Annotated in this window: 18 protein-coding genes; 14 read left to right on the forward strand and 4 right to left on the reverse strand. The window is 42.0% G+C overall.

The features are described from left to right. Positions 1-193 precede the first annotated feature (193 nt). The 11 genes from J4N40_RS08500 to rmf all read left to right on the forward strand — a co-directional run bounded on the left by J4N40_RS08500 (position 194) and on the right by rmf (position 17,916). Entirely contained in the window at positions 194-859 is a 666-nt protein-coding gene (locus tag J4N40_RS08500; protein ID WP_005377438.1) for a hypothetical protein, read from the forward strand. Between the two features lie 226 nt (positions 860-1,085). After that, entirely contained in the window at positions 1,086-3,692 is a 2,607-nt protein-coding gene (gene pepN / locus J4N40_RS08505; protein WP_115386002.1) for an aminopeptidase N, read from the forward strand. A gap of 65 nt (positions 3,693-3,757) precedes the next feature. Then, positions 3,758-3,976 carry a DUF2835 domain-containing protein gene (locus J4N40_RS08510; RefSeq protein ID WP_005377440.1) on the forward strand — a complete coding sequence of 73 codons (219 nt, stop codon included), beginning with the start codon at positions 3,758-3,760 and terminating at the stop codon, positions 3,974-3,976. 201 nt (positions 3,977-4,177) lie between these two features. Continuing rightward, entirely contained in the window at positions 4,178-9,019 is a 4,842-nt protein-coding gene (locus J4N40_RS08515) for an NAD-glutamate dehydrogenase (RefSeq protein WP_213971243.1), read from the forward strand. Positions 9,020-9,330: 311 nt separating this feature from the next. Beyond that, positions 9,331-10,341, forward strand: coding sequence for a quinone-dependent dihydroorotate dehydrogenase (pyrD, locus tag J4N40_RS08520; RefSeq protein WP_017634281.1), 1,011 nt, complete (start codon positions 9,331-9,333; stop codon positions 10,339-10,341). A 168-nt stretch (positions 10,342-10,509) separates the two neighbouring features. Beyond that, positions 10,510-11,052, forward strand: a complete 543-nt coding sequence (locus J4N40_RS08525; protein ID WP_005377444.1) for a cell division protein ZapC — start codon at positions 10,510-10,512, stop codon at positions 11,050-11,052. 486 nt (positions 11,053-11,538) lie between these two features. Continuing rightward, positions 11,539-13,659 (forward strand): bifunctional 23S rRNA (guanine(2069)-N(7))-methyltransferase RlmK/23S rRNA (guanine(2445)-N(2))-methyltransferase RlmL, encoded by a 2,121-nt coding sequence (gene rlmKL, locus J4N40_RS08530; RefSeq protein ID WP_053350765.1) that lies wholly within the window; start codon positions 11,539-11,541, stop codon positions 13,657-13,659. A 63-nt stretch (positions 13,660-13,722) separates the two neighbouring features. Beyond that, a complete protein-coding gene (locus J4N40_RS08535) occupies positions 13,723-13,923 on the forward strand; it encodes a glutaredoxin family protein (protein ID WP_005377447.1) in 201 nt (66 codons plus the stop codon). Then, positions 13,901-15,820 carry an ABC transporter ATP-binding protein gene (locus J4N40_RS08540; RefSeq protein WP_250654466.1) on the forward strand — a complete coding sequence of 640 codons (1,920 nt, stop codon included), beginning with the start codon at positions 13,901-13,903 and terminating at the stop codon, positions 15,818-15,820. Before J4N40_RS08535 ends, J4N40_RS08540 begins: the two co-directional genes overlap by 23 nt. A 7-nt stretch (positions 15,821-15,827) precedes the next feature. After that, positions 15,828-17,561, forward strand: a complete 1,734-nt coding sequence (locus tag J4N40_RS08545) for a DUF3466 family protein (protein ID WP_104975327.1) — start codon at positions 15,828-15,830, stop codon at positions 17,559-17,561. A 181-nt stretch (positions 17,562-17,742) separates the two neighbouring features. Further along, positions 17,743-17,916, forward strand: a complete 174-nt coding sequence (gene rmf / locus J4N40_RS08550) for a ribosome modulation factor (protein ID WP_005377453.1) — start codon at positions 17,743-17,745, stop codon at positions 17,914-17,916. 140 nt (positions 17,917-18,056) lie between these two features. Here the strand turns inward: rmf and fabA are convergent, their stop codons facing one another. Further along, the gene (gene fabA / locus J4N40_RS08555; RefSeq protein WP_005390081.1) at positions 18,057-18,575 is read right to left on the reverse strand and encodes a bifunctional 3-hydroxydecanoyl-ACP dehydratase/trans-2-decenoyl-ACP isomerase; all 519 of its coding nucleotides are present in this window, start codon (positions 18,573-18,575) and stop codon (positions 18,057-18,059) included. 70 nt (positions 18,576-18,645) lie between these two features. Beyond that, complete coding sequence (locus J4N40_RS08560) at positions 18,646-20,286, reverse strand: AAA family ATPase (RefSeq protein WP_213972555.1); 1,641 nt, start codon at positions 20,284-20,286, stop codon at positions 18,646-18,648. 210 nt (positions 20,287-20,496) lie between these two features. Between J4N40_RS08560 and matP the strand changes: the two genes are divergently transcribed. From matP to J4N40_RS08575, 3 genes are all read left to right on the forward strand, one after another. Then, positions 20,497-20,946 carry a macrodomain Ter protein MatP gene (matP, locus tag J4N40_RS08565; RefSeq protein WP_005396497.1) on the forward strand — a complete coding sequence of 150 codons (450 nt, stop codon included), beginning with the start codon at positions 20,497-20,499 and terminating at the stop codon, positions 20,944-20,946. 15 nt (positions 20,947-20,961) lie between these two features. Next, positions 20,962-21,273, forward strand: a complete 312-nt coding sequence (locus J4N40_RS08570; RefSeq protein WP_213972556.1) for a DUF3634 family protein — start codon at positions 20,962-20,964, stop codon at positions 21,271-21,273. 114 nt (positions 21,274-21,387) lie between these two features. Then, positions 21,388-21,711 (forward strand): hypothetical protein, encoded by a 324-nt coding sequence (locus tag J4N40_RS08575; RefSeq protein ID WP_250156749.1) that lies wholly within the window; start codon positions 21,388-21,390, stop codon positions 21,709-21,711. Positions 21,712-22,131: 420 nt separating this feature from the next. On the opposite strand, the gene J4N40_RS08580 is transcribed toward J4N40_RS08575, so the two are convergent. Both J4N40_RS08580 and J4N40_RS08585 read right to left on the reverse strand, forming a co-directional pair. Beyond that, a complete protein-coding gene (locus J4N40_RS08580; protein ID WP_064353938.1) occupies positions 22,132-22,707 on the reverse strand; it encodes a hypothetical protein in 576 nt (191 codons plus the stop codon). Positions 22,708-22,796: 89 nt separating this feature from the next. Next, positions 22,797-23,219, reverse strand: a complete 423-nt coding sequence (locus J4N40_RS08585) for an AHH domain-containing protein (protein WP_115385998.1) — start codon at positions 23,217-23,219, stop codon at positions 22,797-22,799. Positions 23,220-23,310: the final 91 nt, after the last annotated feature.

Genomic DNA, 23,310 nt, shown 5'->3' on the forward strand with positions numbered 1-23,310 from the left:
AACTGGCAATTTAGAATAAAAAGAGTGAGTCTTTCAGATTCACTCTTTTTTTATGCCTTTTTGTCTTCCGCTGTCTCGATATCGAGCAAGATATTCGCTTATTTTCCCCCAATAATTTACGTGATCTACATCTAAAATTTCGCGAAAGTGAGGACTACTGGCTAAGCTAAAAGAAAACGATAAGGATGCCGATATGAAGTGGTTCTTTATTTTACTTAGCTTTTGCTGCTTTAGTGTGTTTGGTGGAGAAAACACCAGAGAAGATGAATTAAGTCACTTTGACACGCCGTTTCTCATCGGAGACTGGTATTTGATGAACCCAAACCCCGAAGAGTCGGCTGAAAACTTTCGTGCGATCAAACTCTCATTAGGTTCTGACTACAGCTTTTCTATTGATATTCAAAAGAAAGACTATTCCGTTGACCATTGGGAAGGGCTGTATAACGCAAATGAAGACACCATCGTTCTTGGTTTAAACACCGACGAGCCTCAAATTTATGCCTATCGCAACAACCATAATACGCTTGATCTTAATGGTGTAACGTTCACTAAAGGATTATCTAATTCACTTGCAGGTATTTGGTCTAGCTCTCACGTATCTGGCGACGGTCTTGTGGCCAACAACATTAATCAGATGGATTTGATACTTCAACCTGATTTCGTGTTCATGTTTAGGGTTTCGAACGAAGAAGGGGATGAGTCCATCAAACAAGGTGTGTTTTACACAGAAGATGAGTTTTTGGTTCTGCTGTATGAAAATGGCGAGCATGGAACCACGTATAAGCTCAACAAGAATGAGCTAACGATCGAAGATTCCAATGGTGATATGTACGCCGTACTCAATAGAGTTACGCCATGATGCCTTTAACATGCGCCAAATTACGCGTGCGTACGGTAAGTCATTAATGTTGTTTAAATGTTAATCAAAAAACGGAGCTAGAGCACTAAAAGCTCCGTTTTTTGATGGAAAGACTTGTATTCTGATACCACAACCCCTACAAATAGCTTATATAGTGATACCAGAACTGCATTTTTGATCATGCAGTCTGGTATTTTTGTTGTTCGACATACAAGGATTTATGCTCATGTCTCAAGCTCCCCAGGCCAAATATCGTAAAGATTATAAAGAGCCATCTCATGCGATTACTGATATCGATCTTACTTTTGATCTATATGACAATGACACAATCGTTACGGCGGTATCAAAAGTTGCTCAAAAAGGCGATACAACAACGCTAGAACTCGATGGCGAAGGGCTTGAGCTACGCGCTGTAAAAGTAAATGGTGAGGATTGGGCTCATCACGAGGTGAAGGAGTCGTCGCTGGTACTGACCGATCTTCCATCCGAGTTTGAACTTGAAATCGTCACCAAAATTGATCCTGAAGCGAATACAGCACTCGAAGGTTTGTACAAATCAGGCGGCGCATTTTGTACTCAGTGTGAGGCTGAGGGCTTCCGCCGTATCACGTACTATCTAGACCGTCCGGATGTTCTAGCAAAATACACAACAAAAGTGATCGCAGATAAAGCGGTTTATCCATATTTGCTGAGCAATGGTAACCGAATTGCAGAAGGCGATGCAGAGAACGGTCGTCACTGGGTTCAATGGCAGGATCCGCATCCAAAACCAGCTTACTTGTTCGCCCTTGTTGCAGGCGACTTTGATGTATTGCGTGACAAATATACAACGATGTCAGGTCGCAGTGTTGATTTAGAAATCTTTGTTGATAAAGGTAACTTAGATCGTGCAGGTCATGCGATGACATCGCTGATCAACTCGATGAAGTGGGATGAGGAACGCTTTGGCCTGGAATACGATCTGGATATTTACATGATCGTTGCTGTTGATTTCTTCAACATGGGTGCAATGGAAAACAAAGGCTTGAACATTTTTAACTCAAAATATGTTCTGGCGAACGATCAAACTGCGACAGATCGTGACTATTTAGGTATCGAAGCTGTGATCGGTCATGAGTACTTCCACAACTGGACTGGCAACCGTGTCACTTGTCGTGACTGGTTCCAACTAAGTCTAAAAGAAGGCTTAACCGTATTCCGTGACCAAGAATTCTCTTCTGACTTAGGTTCTCGTGCTGATAACCGTATTGATAACGTACGTATTATTCGTGGTCCTCAATTTGCGGAAGATGCAAGCCCAATGTCTCACCCGATTCGTCCTGACAAAGTCATTGAGATGAATAACTTCTACACGCTAACGGTGTATGAAAAGGGCAGCGAAGTTATTCGCATGTACCATACACTCCTTGGCGAAGAGGGCTTCCAAAAAGGAATGAAACTTTATTTTGAACGTCACGATGGTACCGCCGCGACGTGTGAAGACTTTGTTTCTGCAATGGAAGATGCCACCGGTGTTGATTTAAAACAGTTCCGTTTGTGGTACAGCCAATCGGGTACACCAACGATACGCGTAAATAGCGAATACAACGCTGATGCAAAAACTTACGCACTAACGGTAGAGCAATTTACGGAGCCGACGCAAGACCAAGCAGAAAAACAAGCGCTGCATATTCCGTTCGATATCGAGTTGTATGATTCGAAAGGTCGAGTTATCCCACTGGTGATTAACGGTGAATCTGTTCATAACGTGCTGGATATTAAACAAGATAAGCAAACGTTCGTATTTGAAAATGTCGAAGAACAGCCAGTGCCATCTTTGTTGCGTGAATTCTCGGCACCAGTCAAATTAGAATACGATTACAGCGATGACGAGTTAGTCTTCTTGATGAAGCACGCAACGAACGATTTTTCTCGATGGGACGCTAGCCAAATGCTATTGGCTAAATACATTCGTCAGAATGTGAAAAATGTTCAAGCGGGACAAGAAGTATCGCTTTCTGAAGGTGTGATAGATGCTTTCCGCGGTGTGCTGTTGGATGAAACGCTTGAGCCAGCTTTCATTGCTCAAGTTTTCTCTATGCCTTCAATCAATGAGATTACTGGTTGGTACCAGCAAATTGATATCGATGCCGTAGACAAAGTGCTAAACAGCATTACAGTGTCACTTTCTAAGGAATTAGAAGATGAGCTAAGTGCAACTTATCACACGCTTAAGCAAACAGAGTATACGATCGACCATGCTGCTATTGGCAAGCGTGCTTTACGTAACCGTTGCCTTCAGTACCTAGCATATACGGAAAAAGGTAATGATTTAGTCAACGCGCAGTACGCATCTGCAAATAACATGACAGATACGATTGCTGCGATGAGTGCCGCAAATAACGCTCAGCTCGAGTGTCGTGAAGCACTTATGGCTGATTATAGCGATAAATGGAAGCACGATGGTTTGGTTATGGATAAGTGGTTTGCACTTCAAGGTAGCAATCCTGCAGAGGATGCTCTTGAAAAAGTAAAAGCAACCATGAACCACGAAGCATTTAGTTTGAAAAATCCGAACCGTACGCGCAGCTTAATTGGCTCGTTCTTAAGTGCGAACCCTGTACGTTTCCATGATAAATCCGGTGTAGGTTACCAGTTTGCCGGTGAAATTCTTCGCCAACTAAATGATTCGAACCCACAAGTAGCTTCTCGAATGATTGATCCTTTGCTTAAGTTCCGTAAATACGATGAAGCTCGCCAAGCAATGATTCGTGCAGAACTTGAAAAGCTCAAAGCAATGGATAATCTTGCTAAAGATCTATTCGAAAAAGTGACTAAAGCACTAGACGAATAGTAAACAAAACAATAGGGTGGTCATTTAGACCACCTTATTTGTTTATGTCACTTAGTTTTCACTTCATGAACTATTACTACTTCAATCTCAACATTTCATATCAAACGTTTTTATCTCATTATTCTGGTGCGGCAAGTGTTGTTCAAGTTGTCACACACAACGGTTTGCGTTTGCAGTTACCCGCCGCGAGATTTAGACCATTTCTCAGTCAATTGGGCGTTAGAGGCCAGTTTAGACTAACAACTGACCAAAATAATAAGTTTCTTAAGTTAGAAACTCTGTGATGTATTGTATTTGCAGAGAGTTAAATAGGAATCTTAGTCACAGAATCGGACATTTCACCTCTTACCACTACGATTAGTTGTTAAACATTTGTAATTATGCTTTTACAATGGGCACATGCATTACCTATGCTTAGTTTCTAAGGTAACAACCTAGCTACTAAGTCCCCCTACAAAACAACAATTCTAATGTGGAGTGTGAATATGACCGCGCGTGAAAATGTAGTGCCGGTTCTGCTTGAAAAGGTTTACCAACTGATTCAAGACAAACTCGAGCTTTCTCACCAAACGCTTGTAACTAAACTTGCTCAACACTTATTCAGTAACATTGCTGATGATGATCTAATTCAGCGAAACGAATCCGACCTTTATGGTGCTGTCGTTAGCCTTTGGCACCATATCAATGAAAAAAAACCAGAAGAGATTTCGGTTCGAGTATTTAACCCGACCGTAAGTCGTCAAGGCTGGCAATCCACACACACAATCGTAGAAATTGTTGTTCCAGATAGTCCATTCTTAGTGGACTCAGTCAAAATGGCTTTAGCACGTTTGGATCTTGTTTGTCACCTAATGTTGAATAACCCAACACAGATTCAGCGTGATAAAAAAGGCCAAGTTACAGACGTAAACGGTGAGGGTGGTGTTCTTCAATCACTTTTCCACATAGAGGTAGACCGCCTCACTAGTAAAGACGAGATGCAAGCGCTTAAAGAAGAGCTGTTAAGAATTCTATCTGATACTCGCTTAGTCGTTGATGACTGGAAGCAGATGGTTGATAAGCTTAAGTTTGTTACTGATGAACTTGAGAAAAATAAAGATCGTGTTTCTATCCAAACTGATCGTATGGATGAAACGATCGCATTTCTTCGTTGGCTAGAAGATCATAACTTTACCTTTATGGGTTATAAAGATTATGACTTAAAAGAGGTCAATGGTGATACCGAACTTGTTCCTGCTAAAGAAAAAGGACTAGGTCTGTTTGCTGATGACAAGCGCGTGCGTAGCGTCAAGCTCTCTGAATTATCAGATTCAGCGCGATTAGAAGCGAAAAAACCATACGCTCTGATCATCACCAAAGGTAACAAAGCATCTCGTATCCACCGTCCAGCTTATACTGATTACATCGGTATTAAGAAGTTTGATGAAAACGGTAAAGTAATAGGTGAGCATCGCTTTACTGGTTTATATACCTCCGCCGTTTACAACCAAGCGGTACAAAGTATTCCTTTGATCCGTGAAAAAGTTGACCGTATCCTTGAAGCAAGTGGATACCGTCACGGATCATACTCATACAAAGCATTGCACAATATCTTAGAAAACTACCCACGCGACGAGTTGCTTCAAGCTAATGAAGAAGAGCTGCTTGAGGTGGGAATGGGTGTTGTACAAATGCAAGATCGTGACTTGCTGCGTTTGTTTGTTCGTAAAGACCCATTTGGTCGTTTCTTCAGTTGCATGGTTTATGTCACTAAAGATCGTTACAACACAGAATTGCGTCGTCAAACTCAACGCATTCTTAAGCAGTACTTTGGTTGCGAGCAAGAGGTTGAATTTACAACGTACTTCTCAGAAAGCCCACTAGCGAGAACACATTACATTGTTCGTGTAGACAATAACAACATTGACGTAGACGTGAAAAAGATCGAGCAAAATCTAATGGAAGTTTCTACCTCTTGGGATGACAGACTAAAAGAATCCATCATTGCTAACTTTGGTGAAAGTAAAGGCCTTCCTCTTTCAAAAGAATATATGAGTGCGTTCCCTCGCTCATACAAAGAGGACATGATGCCAGGTTCTGCGGTTGCAGATATCGAGCGCTTAGAAGCGTTAAGTGATGATAATAAACTTGGTATGTTGTTCTACCGACCTCAAGAAGAGGGAGCAGATTCCAAAGCTGTCCGCTTAAAGTTATATCATCGCGATGAACCAATTCACCTTTCTGACGTAATGCCGATGTTGGAAAACCTTGGTTTGCGTGTGATTGGCGAATCGCCATATGAGATCGAGAAAAACAACGGGCAGACTTTCTGGATCCTTGACTTCTCTATGCTGCATAAGAGCGAGAAAACCGTTGACCTTCGTGAAGCTCGTGATCGTTTCCAACAAGCATTTGCTGCCATTTGGGCGGGTAATCTTGAAAGTGATGGTTTCAACCGATTGTTATTAGGTGCGTCGTTATCTGGCCGTGAGATTTCCATTCTTCGTGCTTACGCACGATACATGCGCCAAGTAGGCTTCCCATTCAGTCAGCAGTACATCGAAGACACGCTAAGCCACTACCCAGACTTAGCGACAGGTCTAGTCAAGCTGTTCACCAAGCGATTTGATCCGAAACACAAAGGCAGCGAGAAAGGCCAAAACGATCTAATTAAAAAGCTAACAGAGCAGTTGGATCGTGTAGAGAGCTTGGATGATGATCGTATTATTCGTCGTTATATTGAAATGATCATGGCGACGCTTCGTACCAACTACTACCAAGTAGACGAGAATAAGCAGCCTAAGCCTTGGTTATCTTTGAAAATGAAGCCAAGCGATATTCCTGAGATTCCGCAGCCTGTACCTGCATTCGAGATCTTTGTTTACGCACCAGATATTGAAGGTGTTCACCTTCGTGGTGGAAAAGTGGCTCGTGGTGGTTTGCGTTGGTCAGATCGTCAAGAAGACTTCCGTACGGAGATTCTTGGCTTAGTAAAAGCGCAACAGGTTAAGAACACTGTAATTGTACCAGTGGGTGCAAAAGGCGGCTTCGTTTGTAAACGCCAGCCATCTCTCACCACTCGTGATGAAATTTTTGCGGAAGGTCAGCGTTGTTACAAACGCTTTATCCGTGCACTGCTAGATGTGTCAGATAACATCATTGAAGGAGAGGTGGTACCACCACAAAACGTTGTTCGTCACGATGAAGATGACCCATATTTAGTAGTGGCTGCCGATAAAGGCACAGCAACCTTCTCAGATTTGGCAAACTCTGTTTCTGCAGAATACAACTTCTGGCTAGGTGACGCATTCGCTTCAGGTGGTTCAAACGGTTACGATCACAAAGCAATGGGAATCACCGCAAAAGGTGGTTGGGAATCTGTTAAACGTCACTTCCGTGAAATGGGCATCAACTGTCAGACCACTGATTTTACTGCAATCGGTGTAGGTGATATGGCAGGTGACGTGTTCGGTAACGGTATGCTGTTATCGAAGCATATTCGATTGCAAGCTGCGTTTAACCACATGCACATCTTTATTGATCCAAATCCAGATTCAGCCAGCAGCTGGGAAGAGCGTAACCGCTTGTTTAATTTGCCAAGATCAAGCTGGGAAGATTACAACAAAGACTTGATCTCTCAAGGTGGTGGCATCTTCTCTCGTCGATCAAAATCGATCCAGTTGACGCCAGAAATTCAGAAAATGTTAGGTACGAAGAAAGCATCTTTAGCGCCTAACGATCTGATAAAGATGATCTTGAAAATGAAAGTCGATCTTCTTTGGAACGGTGGTATCGGCACTTACGTTAAATCATCGACAGAAACTCATACAGATGTTGGTGACCGTGCTAACGACATGCTGCGCATTGACGGCCGTGACTTAAGAGCCAAAGTGGTTGGCGAAGGTGGTAACTTGGGTATGACTCAGCTTGGTCGTATCGAATACGCACTAACTGGCGGTCGAGTGAACACGGACTTCGTTGATAACGTAGGTGGCGTTGACTGTTCGGATAATGAAGTCAACATCAAGATCTTCCTCAATGGACTGGTTTCAAATGGCGATCTTACGGTTAAGCAACGTAACCAAATTCTAGAGTCTATGGAAGACGAAGTGGGTGAAATTGTCTTGGATGATGCTTACCGTCAGTCGGAGTCGATCTCTGTTACTGAACAGCAAGGTGTTGGCATTGTTAAGGAGCAAATTCGATTCATCCACACTATGGAGAAAGCAGGGTACTTGGACCGTGCTCTCGAATACATTCCTGATGATGAAACGCTAATCGAGCGTGAAAAACAGGGACTAGGTCTGACTCGCCCTGAGCTATCAGTGTTAGTTGCCTACGGTAAAATGGTACTTAAACAGCAACTTGTTACGGATGAAATCGCAAATGATGAATTCCATGCAAAACAACTTGTTGAATATTTCCCAAGTGCGTTACGACGTAACTATAAAGATCAAATGGTTAATCACCCACTGCGAGCTGAAATTATCGCTACAGCATTGGCTAACCAGATGGTTAATGAAATGGGCTGTAACTTCGTTACTCGTTTGCAAGAAGAAACTGGTGCAAGTGTTGTCGATATTGCCAATGCTTACAGTGCGGCTAGAGAAATCTTTGATTTAGAAGCAATCCTCAAGCAAACTCGCAAACTTGATAACGTTGCGACAGCGCAAGCTCAATACGAAATTATGTTTTACGTGCGCCGAGCACTGCGTCGAATTGCACGCTGGTTGCTTCGTAACCGTAGCGGCAAATGCACGGTCGGTGAGTTGATTACTATCTACAAGCAAGATGTCAATGTTATCACTGAAACCCTAGACACTATGTTAGTTGAGTCTGAAGTTGAAGAACACAATGAGTTGGCTCAAGGTTGGATAGAGAAAGGGGTTGAAGAGAAACTCGCTCACCAAGTTGCCCGCTTATCAAGCTTACAATCTGCACTGGATATTTCATCAGTAGCAAGTGAAACAGGTAAAACGGTTGAGCAAGCATCGAAACTCTACTTTAACTTGGGTGACCGTTTATCGTTGCATTGGTTCTTGAAGCAAATTAATAGCCAAGCCGTTGATAACAACTGGCAAGCACTTGCAAGAGCGGCATTCCGTGAAGATTTGGACTGGCAACAACGTCAACTTACCGCTCAGGTACTGACTTGTGGCTGCTCAACCGAAGAGCTTGACGTGATGGCTGCGTTAGAAGATTGGATTGAAACTAACGAGCAATCGTTGCACCGCTGGGAGAGTATCTTAAACGAGTTCAAAGTTGGCTCAGTACACGAATTTGCTAAGTTCTCTGTAGCACTTCGAGAGCTAGTACTTTTAAACCTCAACTGCTCATCGAAAGAGTAGTGGAATAATCAAGTCATAAGTAAAAGCCTCGTTATTTAACGGGGCTTTTTATTATCTATTATTCACATTTGGAACGAAAATAGTTACATTGTCACATTGAGTTGAAATTAAAACAGAGTGAAATCGATTGCTTTTAAGCGGTTAGTTACGATTTTTATCGCAGAAACTTGATTGTAATTGTTTGTTTTATATTTGAAAATCTTATAAAGATATAGGTTTTTACTTATTACGTTCATTTTCATTGAATTACGATGAAAAACGGTAAATAATATTGTCCCGTTTATACGGGGCTTTTTTCTTTCGGAGGCACAATGCTTTACCGTCTAGCCAGAACTGGCTTTTTCCAACTCGATGCCGAGAAGGCACATGATCTTGCAATCAAGAACTTCCAACGCTTTAACGGCACACCACTTGATCTCTTTTACCGCCAACAGTTACCAACTCGTCCAGTTGAGTGTATGGGTCTAACATTCCGTAACCCTGTTGGTCTTGCGGCTGGTTTAGATAAAAACGGCGAATGTATTGAAGCATTTGATGCCATGGGCTTTGGCTTTGTCGAAGTCGGCACTGTAACGCCACGACCACAACCAGGTAATGATAAACCACGCCTATTCCGTTTAGTGGAAGCAGAAGGGATCATCAACCGCATGGGCTTTAATAACCTAGGCGTTGATAATTTGATCGAGAATGTTAAACGAGCAAAATTCAATTGTGTTCTCGGAATTAATATCGGTAAAAATAAAGATACGCCAATTGAGAAAGGGGCAGAGGACTACCTGATTTGTATGGAAAAAGTGTATGAGTATGCTGGCTATATTGCAGTAAACATCTCATCGCCAAACACTCCAGGCCTTCGTTCACTTCAATATGGTGAAGCCCTTGATGAACTGCTTTCCGAATTAAAGGCGAAACAAGCGGAGTTATCAGAGAAGTACAACAAGTACGTCCCGTTAGCATTAAAGATTGCGCCAGATTTAAGTGACGATGAAATCTGCCAAATTTGCGATTCTTTATTGAAAAACAATATAGATGGTGTGATCGCGACTAACACAACTTTGGATCGCACGATCGTAGAAGGGATGAAACACGCCAATGAGGCAGGTGGCTTGAGTGGTCGCCCTGTGCAATCACGCTCTACGGAGGTCGTACGTAAGCTTCATGAAGAGCTTGGAGACAAACTTCCAATTATCGGTGTTGGTGGTGTAGATTCCTATGTTGCAGCCAAAGAAAAGATCATGGCAGGCGCTAAGCTTGTTCAAGTCTACACTGGCTTTATTTACCACGGCCCAGGTCTCGTACGTGATATTGTTAAGAATCTTTAACATATACATCAAAAACTACTGAAAAATCAGTACCTGTTACATAAAAAAGAGGACTTTGTTTCCTCTTTTTTTTTATCCGTTCGTTTGTAGAATTTAAAAATCACGAGTAGGTAATTAAGCGTCTTACCTCTTTACCACTGATTTAACTAGTCAAGAGAGAACGGAATAATGCTTAAACCCAGCGACAAATGGAATTGGTATTTTGACGAGCAAAAAGCTTGCTTAATGCTGGATCTGGGGGAGGAAATGATTTTCCAAACCAATCTATCCCGAAAATTGTTGGTTAACTGTGCCTTCTCAAACAGTGAATTTACCGTTGATGACGCCAGCGCATTTCAAACGTTTAATGAGCGCATTCGCTGTCTCGATATCAGTGAATATCGCCAAGCTGAATTAACACTGTATTGTGTTGCTGCAAAGCGTTTTCATAAACCTGTACAGCCTAAGAGCTGGTTCTTCGATGCACAGTCCTCTGATTATGAACCTCAAGAAGGGGACATGGTCTTTCTCACAAATCAATATTCTGATGGTATGTTCATCGTTCTAGAACCAGGCGAAACATCGAGCTTATGTGCTTATGTTAACCAAGAAGCCTTTGTTCTTGATGGCAATAAGGCGCTTCAATTTGGGCAGCCGATTAAAGTAATGCATGATCGCATGGCTTGTGCAAATCACCTCTTTGCAATGACCCCTATGGCAATGGTGGGTTAAAGCTGTTTAATTTTTCTTTATTTCGTTCCTTTGTTTGCCTTAATCGACCTTATTGGGTCGATTTTTTTTGTCCTTTCCTCTGACACTCCAATCCGAAAGACCATGAAACTGTTTGTTTTCTATGCATGCAAACATGAAGCTGGTCACTTTTATTTTACTTATTTCAATTTGATTACTCCTTTAATTAGGCAACCTAGCGCCTAAAACAACCCTATTTATTCCCCTATAAAGGGCATTTGTAAGTAATTTACATCAACCAATCACGACTGGTATATACCAAAATGCATGTAAATAAGTATTCACTTCTTCTAAAGGAAACAAAATACGTTCATGAATGAAAAACATTCAAACTAAAGATGTTGAAAGTTTTAGATCATTTGAGTGGTGATGATTTGAACTAACGGGTGGGAAAATACCTTTAAAAACGAGGCATTGATCGTAAAGTCAGGTATAATTGAAGCCATTTTTTATCAGCGAAAGAACACTATGAATCAATATCTCGCGGTAACTTCAAATGGCATGGAAAATTTGCTTGTTGAAGAACTGACTAAACTAGGCATTGAAAATGCGAAACCAGTACAGGCAGGCGTAAAATTTAAAGCGACAAACGAACAGGTTTATCGCTGTTGTTTGTGGAGCCGTTTAGCGTCTCGATTTGTACGTGTTTTATCTGAGTTCACGTGTAACAACGACATGGACTTGTATCTATCCACTTCCACTATTAACTGGGTTAACCAATTTCATAGCTCTAAACGCTTTGTTGTGGACTTTAACGGCACAAACCGTGAGATTAGAAATAGCCAATACGGAGCTATGAAGGTCAAAGATGGCATCGTAGATTGCTTTGAGAATAAAGGCTTGCCACGTCCTAATATCAGCAAAGAACGCCCAGATATTCGTATTCACGTTCGTTTGCATAAAGATAAAGCGTTGCTTGGGGTAGACATGGTAGGTAGTGGTCTTCATCAGCGTGGTTATCGACCAGAATCGGGTCGTGCGCCATTACGTGAAACGCTTGCTTCTGCGATTATCATGCGTTGTGGCTGGGATGGGCATCAACCATTACTCGATCCAATGTGTGGTTCTGGTACTTTGCTTATTGAAGCGGCGATGATGGCAGCCAACATGGCACCTGGCGTTAAGCGCAAACAATGGGGCTTCGAAGTTTTGGAAGATTTTGAACCGGAGACCTGGGCTGAGATTAAATCAGAGGCTAATGTTCAAGCTAGACGAGGTGTCAAGAAAGTTGACGCTAAGTTTTTTGGATTCGATAACGACCCCAAAGTATTAAAAGTCGCTCAAGAAAACGCCCGCAGAGCAGGTGTTGAAGAGTTGATTGAGTTTGCGCAAGGTGATGCTGCAACTATTACTCGTCCCGCAGGATTTGAACACGGTGTTATCGTTTCAAACCCACCTTACGGTGAGCGTCTAGGAACTGAGCCGGGGCTGATTGCGCTCTATACCGCATTCGGTGGACAGCTAAAATCTGAGTTTGGCGGATGTAAAGCATCTATCTTCTCTAGCTCAGACGAGCTCTTGAGTTGCCTTCGTATGCGCGCTGATAAACAGTTTAAATTGAACAATGGTGCGTTACCGTGTCACCAAAAGAACTACAGCATTGCCGAGCGCAGCGCTGATGAAGTGAAAGGTGCAGATACTAACGTTCAAATCGCACCAGACTTCTCAAACCGTTTGAAGAAAAACATTGGCAAGATTGGCAAGTGGGCGCGTAAAGAGAAACTAGACTGCTATCGTATCTACGATGCAGACCTTCCAGAATATAACGTAGCGATCGACGTGTACGGCGATCAAATTGTGATTCAAGAGTACGCAGCACCTAAGAACATCCCTGAAGAAAAAGCCAAGCGTCGTCTAACGGACATTATCCGTGCGACGATTCAGGTGACAGGTGTCGAAGCGAACAAAGTTGTACTGAAAGTTCGTGAGAAGCAGAAAGGTCGAAGCCAGTACCAAAAATTAGGTCAGGTATCAGAGACGCTCGAAGTAAACGAGTACGGTGTGAAGCTGATCGTGAACCTTCATGACTACCTAGACACAGGCCTGTTCTTGGATCATAAGATCACTCGTCGTCGTCTTGGCGAAATGGCACAGGGTAAAGATTTCCTTAACTTGTTTGCTTACACTGGTAGTGCAACAGTGCACGCTGCAGTTGGTGGTGCGCGTTCCACTACAACTGTCGATATGTCAAACACCTACTTGAACTGGGCGAAAGACAATATGCAGCTTAATGGCTGTGTAGGGCGCCAACATAAATATGAACAAGCGGACTGTTTGCAATGGCTAGAAAACGCAAAAGGTGAGTACGACTTGATCTTTATTGACCCACCTACGTTCTCTAACTCTAAGCGTATGGAAACATCATTCGATGTACAACGTGACCACATTAAGCTAATGAAGAACCTCAAACGTTTACTGAGAAGTGAAGGCACAATCGTATTTTCAAATAACAAACGTCACTTCAAGATGGATGAAGAATCACTCGCTGAATTGGGTTTGAAGGCTCAGAATATTTCTTCTCAAACGTTACCATTAGATTTTGCGCGTAATAAACAGATTCATAACTGTTGGCTAGTAACGCACGCGTAGTATAAACAAAAGGATTAATACGTGTTGATATTGTATAGCACGGAGGGATGCCATCTTTGTGAGATGGCATTTGCTCTAGTAGACCAAGTCGGTTTGGCCGAGCAAACAGATATCATTGATATTGCGTTCGATGATGTACTATTTTCTCGTTACGGCGTCACAATACCCGTATTAAAATATCAAGATTCTGAGTTGAACTGGCCGTTTGACTTAGAACAACTCACACATTGGTTGGATAATAATGGCATTACTTACCATTCATAACGCACAACTTGCATTTGGTGACCACCCATTGCTAGACAAAGCGGAGTTCGCTCTTCAAGAAAACGAACGCGTTTGTTTAGTTGGTCGTAACGGAGCAGGTAAGTCCACGTTAATGAAAGTGCTTGCCGGCGACATTTTGTTGGATGATGGCAAGATTCAAATAACTCAAGACGTAGTAGTTTCTCGGCTTGAACAAGATCCACCGCGCAATCAAGAGGGTACGGTTTACGAATACGTATCTGGCGGTTTGGCTGAAATCGGCGAACAATTGAAGATCTATCACGATCTTCTCGATCTTGTTGCTCAAGACCCAAGTGAGAAGAACATTAACCGTTTGGCGAAAGTTCAAGAGCAACTTGATCATTCTAACGCTTGGCGCTTTGATGACCGTGTTAAGAACGTACTTGGCGCTTTAAAACTAAGCCCAGAAACCAAACTGACCGATCTATCCGGTGGCTGGCAACGTAAAGCTGCTTTAGCTCGTGCTCTGGTTTGTGATCCTGATGTATTGCTTCTTGATGAACCAACAAACCATCTCGATGTGACAACGATCGAATGGTTAGAGAACTTCTTAAAAGACTTCAAAGGCTCGATCATCTTTATTTCTCACGACCGTGCATTCATCAAGTTGATGGCGACACGCATCGTTGACTTAGATCGCGGTCAATTAGCTTCTTTCCCTGGTAATTACGAACAGTATTTGAATGACAAAGAAGAAATGCTTCGCGTCGAAGAAATGCAAAATGCTGAGTTCGATAAGAAACTAGCTCAGGAAGAAGTGTGGATTCGTCAAGGTATTAAAGCACGTCGTACTCGTAATGAAGGCCGTGTTCGAGCCCTTAAAAAACTTCGTGAAGAGCGTCGTGACCGTCGTGAAGTTCAAGGTAAAGTTAACCTAAACATCGATGATGCTTCTCGTTCAGGTAAGATTGTATTTGAAGCAGAAAATGTATCTTTTGCTTACGAAGGCAAGACAATTGTCGACGACTTTAGCTTTAACATCATGCGTGGTGACCGTATTGCACTTATCGGACCAAATGGCTGCGGTAAGAGTACGGTACTTAAATTGCTACTAGGGCAATTGGAAGCGCAGTCTGGTCGTTTACACTGCGGAACAAAATTAGAAGTCGCGTACTTTGATCAGTACCGAGAGATTTTGGATCCAGAAAAGACAGTGATCGATAACTTAGCGGATGGGAAACAAGAAGTAATGGTTGGGGGACGTCAGCGTCATGCGCTGAGTTACCTTCAAGACTTCTTATTTGCACCTAAGCGCGCCAGAACCCCGGTTAAGGCACTTTCTGGTGGTGAGAAAAACCGATTATTGCTAGCCCGTATCTTGTTGAAACCAAACAACTTACTTATTCTTGATGAACCAACTAACGATTTGGATATCGAAACGTTGGAACTTTTAGAAGAAATGCTTGCCAATTATCAGGGTACATTATTGTTAGTGAGTCACGACCGTGAGTTCGTAGACAACACAGTAACAACCAGCTGGATTTTTGAGGGTAACGGTATAATCGAAGAGTTCGTTGGTGGTTATCATGATGCTAAACAGCAGCGTGACCAAGTTCTTGCTTCGCGCAGTCAGGTTGAAAAACCAACGAAGAAAGAGAAAGTGGTTGAGGAAACTCCCAAAACTACGCAACCTAAGAACAATTCGAAGAAGTTATCGTATAAGCTGCAAAGAGAATTAGAGGCTCTACCAGCTAAACTTGAACAATTAGAGTCGGATATCGAGAGCCTTCAGGAGCAAGTGAACGATCCAGAGTTCTTTGCTAAACCTGTAGAGCAAACTCAGCCGGTATTGGAACAGCTTGCTGCACTAGAGCAGGAGTTGGAAATCGCATTCGAGAGATGGGAAGAACTCGAAGCAATGCAACAGGATAGTTAAGAATTCAATGAATTGTAGTAATAAATTCAAATTGACCGCCATTGCAATGATGGTTGGTACCACAATGAACGCACAGGCGGCATTGTATCAAGTTGTTGAGGTTTCACCTCAGGATCATGGTTCAAACGGTGACTACCAAACGGCTTACGGGGTTGCAATTCAACAGGGCGATGCAGGTACAGATCCTTCAACAGGTTCACCTTTCGCTTTAGGCTGCTTTGATGCAGCAGCAAACTGCACGCCAGAGCAGTTTAAACTTGCAATGGAAACTCGCACTACACCGATTTCAGCGACACAAGCCGTGGATGGGAACAGTTATCGTGAAGAAATCCCATTCGGATTAGACGCTGGCTTTTATTACATCCAAGAACTCAAAGACTTTGAGCGTTACTGTTACAACCAGCTTCGCTATTCCACCTGTGACTCTTGGGCTTCAGTAAACTGGACGCCGTGGAATAAAGAACGTAGTAAAGACTTTACTTCTAATGCGTTAGCGTTCATAGAAGAAGATTCTGCTGCTTATAAAAATGAATATAACAACGTTATCAACCAGCTTACCGAGGGTGGTGCAGCTGTCGGTAATCAGAGTAAAGTTAGCACAGAAAATACTTCTACATTAGAAACACGAAATACCGTAGTTGCACCAGTAGAGCCAAATATTCTTACTGGCGATAGTGACGCAAGTGTTGTGCAAAGCCATGCTTGGAGCACAGACGGCATTTTTACTGTTGGCAGTGTTTCTCGAACAGCAAGCAATACCAATGGATCTCACCACACATCAAAAGCAGCGATTTGGGATCAAAGCGGAACCGTCAGTGAATTGGCTTGGCCAAGTGGCACATCTAAAGATGGAGAAAGGTTAGCTCAAGGGAGCATGCGTGACCTTGTCACTGATGGAACTACGGTCTATGGCGTAGGTTACAACACTTACAGTGATGATAACTACCTGAATGCGACTGTTTTTGTCGGAACTCTAGAAGCCGAAGGTAGCGTTGAAAACGCAACTTGGAAAAACAAAGTTGTTGTAGGAGCTAGACAGCGCGAAGGTGATGATACGGTTCATACAAACTCACGATTAACCGACGTTAACTCTAATTTTGTTGCTATTGGTGAAGCAAAACGTTCGGGCGGATACTTAATGCCAACGGGCTCTGCTCCGAATCGTCTCTTTATCGTAGATGATGTTCGTAAGGATTCTATTAGCGCTTTTTACCCAACTACTGGCATTTTCTTTAGCGGTGCGGGCGGTAAGATGGGCGGTATCAACTCTTACAATGAAATCGTCGGGCAACTTGATGCGGAAACGACTCGTGAAGACGATGGCAAGCCACGTCGTAAGCGCGGTTTTATCTATCCATATAGCGTAGGTGGCGAGACTAGTGAACGTGCTGCAACATTATTCAATGGAAAAGCTTGGTTCCTAGACAGTTTGACTAATGGCGGTGATTACTCTGAACAAAACAATCAGTTCCGTATTATCGACGCAACTGATATCAATGATGCAGGTGTGATCTCTGGTACTGCTATGAAATGTGCAGGTGGTTATAGCACAACAGCAAACAATGCGACATGTAGCTCTGAAGAGCAAATTGTAGCAGTCAAACTAGTACCTATTGCTGACGCAACTAAGGACGACATCGTATCTCGAAGCATTGACTCAACGACGACAGAGCGTCAAGGTGCAGGCCTTGGTTGGTTAGCTTTGACCATGCTTGGATTGTTTGGGTTCCGTAGAAAATAGTTAAAAATCGTCAGTAATTTTTAAATCAAGCAGAGGCTCACACATTTGAGTCTCTGCTTTTTTTATGCCTTGAGAAATTGCCTACTTTGATCGATTCTTATAAGTGGAGTCATAAAAACTCCATCAAAGTTTCACAATAACAGCTGTACGTTAGTAAATGGACCTGTATGAGGAATTAACTATGAAGAGACAAAAGCGTGATCGCCTAGAACGAGCTCAATCTCAAGGCTACAAAGCTGGGTTGAATGGAAGGTCTCAAGAGGCTTGCCCATATCAACAAGTTGATGCTCGGTCGTATTGGTTAGGTGGTTGGCGTGATGCCAGAGATGAAAGACAATCTGGTCTCTACAAATAAACTCTTCACATACAAAAAGAAGGATTCGAAAGGGCTCTACGGAGCCTTTTCTACATTATAGGGACATAGGGAAGTAGGTTAACACTCGACAACAAAAAGGCTCCTAAATAGGAGCCTTAATAAATCGATTAAAATCGTGATTAGAAGCTTGAAGTGTCTTGGAACAAGCCAACTTTCAAATCTTTTGCTACGTAGATTTCTTTGCCGTCCACACATACACGACCGTCGGCCAAACCCATCACAAGTTTACGGTTTACAACGCGTTTCATGTGGATTTCGTACGTCACTTTTTTCGCTGTTGGCAGGATCTGACCTGTAAACTTCACTTCGCCAACACCCAGAGCACGACCTTTTCCTTTGCCACCAACCCAGCCAAGGAAGAAACCAACAAGTTGCCACATCGCATCAAGGCCAAGACAACCCGGCATTACTGGGTCGCCAGGGAAGTGGCAGTCAAAGAACCACAAATCTGGAGTAATATCCAATTCCGCCAAGATCAAACCTTTACCAAAATCGCCTTCAGTCTCAGACATTTTAGTAACACGATCCATCATTAGCATGTTTGGCGCAGGAAGCTGAGGGTAACCAGGCCCAAACAGTTCGCCTTGGCTAGAAGCAAGTAGATCGTCACGGTTATAAGAATCACGTTTGTTTTGCATTATCAATTACTCCAATTTTTGATAGCTGCATCTTAGTGAACACGTGTACGCTAAACAACTCCGATCAGTACTAGACAAACCAGTTTTTGATGCGCTGCACAATTCCTTCTGGATGCTCATGTCTTTCAAAGTTTTCAATACGTTCCGCTATTTTGCCAATAATACTATCGTCTTCACCTCTAAAAGGTTTATTCATTACAATCGGAATAGCTTCATCTACGGTAGAAACGGACCAAATATGGAACTCACCATTTTTAATGCTTTCTATTACATCTTTATGTAATGCAAGGTGTTTAAGGTTTGATTTTGGCATCACAACACCTTGATTTCCTGTAAAACCTTGATGTTTACAAACCTGATAAAAACCTTCAATTTTTTCGTTCAAGCCACCAACGGCTTGCACTCGACCAAACTGATCAACAGCCCCTGTAACCGCAACTTGTTGATTAATTGGAGATTCAGATAAAGCACTTACCAAGCAACAAAGTTCTGCAAGAGATGCGCTGTCACCATCAACTTCACTATAAGACTGTTCAAATACGATGGAGGCTGAGTAAGGCAGTGGTTCATCCAGTTTCAGAGCAGAGCTCAAGAAAGCTTGCATAATCATCATGCCTTTTGCATGTAGATTGCCTCCAAGCTCAGCTTTGCGCTCAACATCGGAAACATCGCCATCACCAAAATGAATTACACAAGATATTCGTGCAGGCTCACCATAGCTGACAGGGTGCCCAGCCATATCAATAACGGTTAGGCCATTGATTTGACCAACTTGTTCCCCAGTTGTCTCAATGATGACTTGTCCATCTAAAATATCGTACACGGCACGCTGAGGAAGGTAAGATTCTCGGTAATACTTGTCGTCAATCGCTTTATCTAACGCCTTGTAATCTAATGCGTGGCCATCACTGAACTGGCTGGCAAGCGTTAGAAGTTGAGAGTGCCACATTACTCCTAAAGGCAGATAATGTTGATCTTCAGTAAATCTCATACCGGCTAGCAACAATCTTCTAAAACCACATTCAGTTAAGTGAGGCAGCTGATATTGAGAACATATCCAGTTCACTAAACCAAAGTAATCTGTCAAATTCTGCTCTGACAGATGAATATCTTCTTCAACTTCCGTATACATGGCAAAGCCAGAACAGAAGTCTTCATCGATGTATTCTAGCTCTGCTAACTGACTTCTTTCTCCTGTTACAATCAGTTTTACATCATAAGCTTTAGCTTGCGGTACTGAAGTAGGTAAACGAGTAGGGCTTAGGTTCAGTGGCTCGATAAGGTTTTGTTGAATTGCAGACTTTATATTTGGCCAAAGTCCTGGGTTAGCCAAAATTAGATTAGCCGGTACAATTAAGTAACCGCTATCTGCCTGTGAAATTAAACCAGGTTGGAAGGCAATATCACCACTTAAATCGACACTGTAACGGTCAAATAAGCGTTTGGCATCAAGTGATTCCGACAAAACAATCGCAGCGTTAGACTGGCTCTGAAGAGCTTTACTGATGAACTCTCTATATACAGAATTATCTACGCAGTTAATGAGTAGTACTCGCGTCAATCCGGAAATTTTTGAAAAACGAGATATCGTTGCCGACATTCTCGGTTGGAGATCAGTAAAAGACTTCTTTGGTAACGAAGGTGCAGACTTTAAAAGTGCTTCGTACTGCTCAAGTGAAGGTGTTACGTCTTGCCAATTAAGTTGGTTCATTAAAATTCATCGTAATTCAATCTTGCCGACATTATAACGAAACGGACTATAACACCCTAGCACCAATTTGGTTTGCTCACGGCATTCAACTCTCAATGAACAATACTTAGACAAATGAGTGATCAACATCGATACTTCTAAGAGTTTTATTTGCCCAAGTAAACCATCTGGGTTACGCTGTCACTAGGTTATGTTTATGGGTCGGAACAAATGAAATATCAGCAGCTTGAGAATCTAGAATGTGGGTGGAAATGGAAGTATCTCATCAAAAAATGGAAAGATGGTGAAGCGATTACCCGACATATTGATACAAGCGAAGCAGATGCAGCGGTCGCAGAACTAAAACGCCTTGAACACGAGCCTACACTTGTCTTGGCTTGGATAGAAAACCACATGTCAGAAGAGTTAGATAATAAACTCAAGCAGGCTATCCGAGCGAAACGGAAACGTCACTTCAATGCAGAGCAAGTCCATACAAAGAAGAAATCCATTGATTTAGATTACCGAGTTTGGGAAAAGCTTTCTAGTAGAGCGAATGAACTTGGTTGTACGTTATCTGACGCAATTGAATATTTGCTTTCCGAAGCGTCGAGAAGTGAAAAAGCGAGTCAAAAAGTTACCTCAATTAAAGAGGATTTGAGTAAATTGCTATCTAGCTAGGATAGGGAGTGCCAAATGTTATATGTAATCTTAATTGCAGCCATCGTGATCTTTTGGTTGATCGCAGTCGATAGGCCGGTGTTAAAAGTAAAGTTCGATAATGGCAATATTAGTAACGTAAAAGGGCATCTACCTCCTTCTTTCAAACACAACTTACAGGATATTAGTGAGCATAACCCGTTTACTGGTGAAATGAAGGTGTATAGCCAACGAACAGGAATGCGCTTAAGCTTTTCCAAAAACATTCCCAAAAAAGTTCAACAGAGGATTCGTAACGTTTTTCCGCACCAGGGCTTCAAAGCAAACAAAGGCAAGAAGCGCGCTTAATTACATATCAGTTACTTCATCATGTTAAATGGGACGCAATGTGGCGTCCCATTTTCGTATCTACAGAAAAATTACTTATCATCGAACAATCAACAACATAAACGGACCAAAACGATGAGATACGTTGTAACTTTAATGATATTGATCTTTGCAAGTACTTCAGTTTTTGCTGACGATTCAGAAACGAACCTGTTGGCTAAAAAAATTAAGACTAAGCTTCAAAAGAAAGTAGACAATAAGTTTGATGGCTATCAAGGTTATTGTGACGTCATGATAGAAATGGAGCACAAAAGTAAAAACGCAGTAATAAAAAGAGTAACCAATAGTGGTGACCAAAAAGTGTGTAGGTACGTTAAGTCCAACTTGAAGAAAGGAAAACGCTATCGTTACAAATTCCCCGAAAAGTACATTCGTCTCCATATAACTACAGACTTATAAATGTTTCAGAACACCTTGATTAAGAACGAATGAACTGAGCTCGTGATTTTTGGCAGATTTCGTTGCGGAGCGATTAGAGCGTTTAGCTGATTTTTGCTGTTGTACGAGGCGAGTATGAAAGGCTTTTTTGTTTGGTAGTGCTTAAGTTAGTAATCGTGATGCCATTGAATGGCAAATTCAGTGAGTTGGCCATCATCACCATACATAGATTGATTCAGGTACTTACGGAAGAACACGCCAGTAAGTCGAGGACTAAGCGCGCATCAATTTTCAATAAGAGATTTGATTTGCTTCGTAAGCATAACCACAAATTATTGTCTTTGATTAGTGATTAAGCACCTTTAATCAAAGTGGGTAACTCTCTTCTTTTCAAATTGGAGTCTCAGATCTAGTCTGAACTAATACAAAAATTCTGATGAATTAATCTTCAAATACATCGAGTAGATTTGTATCGAACGAAAGTCCCTTTAAATTGTGCTCTTCACATAACGATATGAGTTTGTCATCACAATAAATTGACGTACAACCTTCACCTTTTGATTTAAAGACATATTTATTTGAAAGATCGCTTTCTATAAATGCCAGTTTCTCTAATAATCCTTGTTCTCCGTCAATGTCTTCAAATTTGATTTTCTGCTTGTCTTCTTCTCCAAAGGACATCACGTTGAACACGGTAAAACTTTCATCATCGATTGTAATCGGTAAGAACTCACCGTCAGAATCAATTACATCTCGTACTACCTGATATGCATTTTCTCTCAAGACAAGAAATGTTCTCCATTTAGATATGTCTGGGATTGCTTCAGCAGATTTAAAGTGTTGAGTAAATGTTGCATATTCATTTACCCAAACATCTCTCAAGCTGGTTGAATCAACAGGGGCTCTTCGAAGTCGTCTTAACAACTTAAAGTCATCTGAATCGAGAGCTCGCTTATAAGGGTCATGCTCTAAGACCTTAAATTCTCGAGGTTTACTTTTTAATTTGTATACAGTCATACAGTAGGTTTCCAGTTAGCATCTTTCTTCTCCAGAATTTTCTCAGGATGAGAACTATCTTGTATTTGCTTTTTCAGCAGTTCAGCAGTTCAGCAGTTCAGCAGTGTGGACTTAAATACATTCTCACTATGCCTAATTCTTCCAAGCGTGCCAATCCAGTTCTGATAATTTGTACCATGTATTCGTGAATGAGGTGGAGCTTTTGGAGTAGTGTAGTGATCTTTATAAGCACTGGATCTAGGTAACCAAACACCATTAATTGCATCATTAATCCCTATACCAAATTCTAACATTTGTAATTTTGCATCAATCATCGCAGTTACCTTACCGTTTCTCATCACAATCTGATGTGCTGCGTGATTTGGGCTAGGATGAGGTTCTGCTACGGCATAAAGTATGCGAGACAAGTGCCGGTAGCTTATTCCAAGAATGGATGTGGCTTCTCGGCACTTTAACTTATTGTTTAACACACCTTGGATACTGGAGAAACGTTGCAATTCATGGTAGTTCATCGTAACTAACTTCCTAGATACCTCCAAGCAAACATAGGACAGATTCACTTGGAAATACTAGGACATTATCGCTTTGGGCTTACACTATTAG

The organism is Vibrio sp. SCSIO 43097 (assembly GCF_023650755.1).
Lineage (GTDB): Bacteria > Pseudomonadota > Gammaproteobacteria > Enterobacterales > Vibrionaceae > Vibrio > Vibrio alginolyticus.

Coding starts and splice junctions, on each gene's coding strand:
- fabA (WP_005390081.1), bottom strand. CDS start 18,575: ATGCAAAACAAACGTGATTCTTATAACCGTGACGATCTACTTGCTTCT.
- J4N40_RS08545 (WP_104975327.1), top strand. CDS start 15,828: ATGAATTGTAGTAATAAATTCAAATTGACCGCCATTGCAATGATGGTT.
- rlmKL (WP_053350765.1), top strand. CDS start 11,539: ATGAATCAATATCTCGCGGTAACTTCAAATGGCATGGAAAATTTGCTT.
- J4N40_RS08515 (WP_213971243.1), top strand. CDS start 4,178: ATGACCGCGCGTGAAAATGTAGTGCCGGTTCTGCTTGAAAAGGTTTAC.
- J4N40_RS08560 (WP_213972555.1), bottom strand. CDS start 20,286: ATGAACCAACTTAATTGGCAAGACGTAACACCTTCACTTGAGCAGTAC.
- J4N40_RS08510 (WP_005377440.1), top strand. CDS start 3,758: ATGAACTATTACTACTTCAATCTCAACATTTCATATCAAACGTTTTTA.
- J4N40_RS08525 (WP_005377444.1), top strand. CDS start 10,510: ATGCTTAAACCCAGCGACAAATGGAATTGGTATTTTGACGAGCAAAAA.
- rmf (WP_005377453.1), top strand. CDS start 17,743: ATGAAGAGACAAAAGCGTGATCGCCTAGAACGAGCTCAATCTCAAGGC.
- pepN (WP_115386002.1), top strand. CDS start 1,086: ATGTCTCAAGCTCCCCAGGCCAAATATCGTAAAGATTATAAAGAGCCA.
- J4N40_RS08575 (WP_250156749.1), top strand. CDS start 21,388: ATGAGATACGTTGTAACTTTAATGATATTGATCTTTGCAAGTACTTCA.
- pyrD (WP_017634281.1), top strand. CDS start 9,331: ATGCTTTACCGTCTAGCCAGAACTGGCTTTTTCCAACTCGATGCCGAG.
- J4N40_RS08580 (WP_064353938.1), bottom strand. CDS start 22,707: ATGACTGTATACAAATTAAAAAGTAAACCTCGAGAATTTAAGGTCTTA.
- J4N40_RS08570 (WP_213972556.1), top strand. CDS start 20,962: ATGTTATATGTAATCTTAATTGCAGCCATCGTGATCTTTTGGTTGATC.
- J4N40_RS08540 (WP_250654466.1), top strand. CDS start 13,901: ATGGCATTACTTACCATTCATAACGCACAACTTGCATTTGGTGACCAC.
- J4N40_RS08535 (WP_005377447.1), top strand. CDS start 13,723: ATGGCATTTGCTCTAGTAGACCAAGTCGGTTTGGCCGAGCAAACAGAT.
- matP (WP_005396497.1), top strand. CDS start 20,497: ATGAAATATCAGCAGCTTGAGAATCTAGAATGTGGGTGGAAATGGAAG.
- J4N40_RS08585 (WP_115385998.1), bottom strand. CDS start 23,219: ATGAACTACCATGAATTGCAACGTTTCTCCAGTATCCAAGGTGTGTTA.
- J4N40_RS08500 (WP_005377438.1), top strand. CDS start 194: ATGAAGTGGTTCTTTATTTTACTTAGCTTTTGCTGCTTTAGTGTGTTT.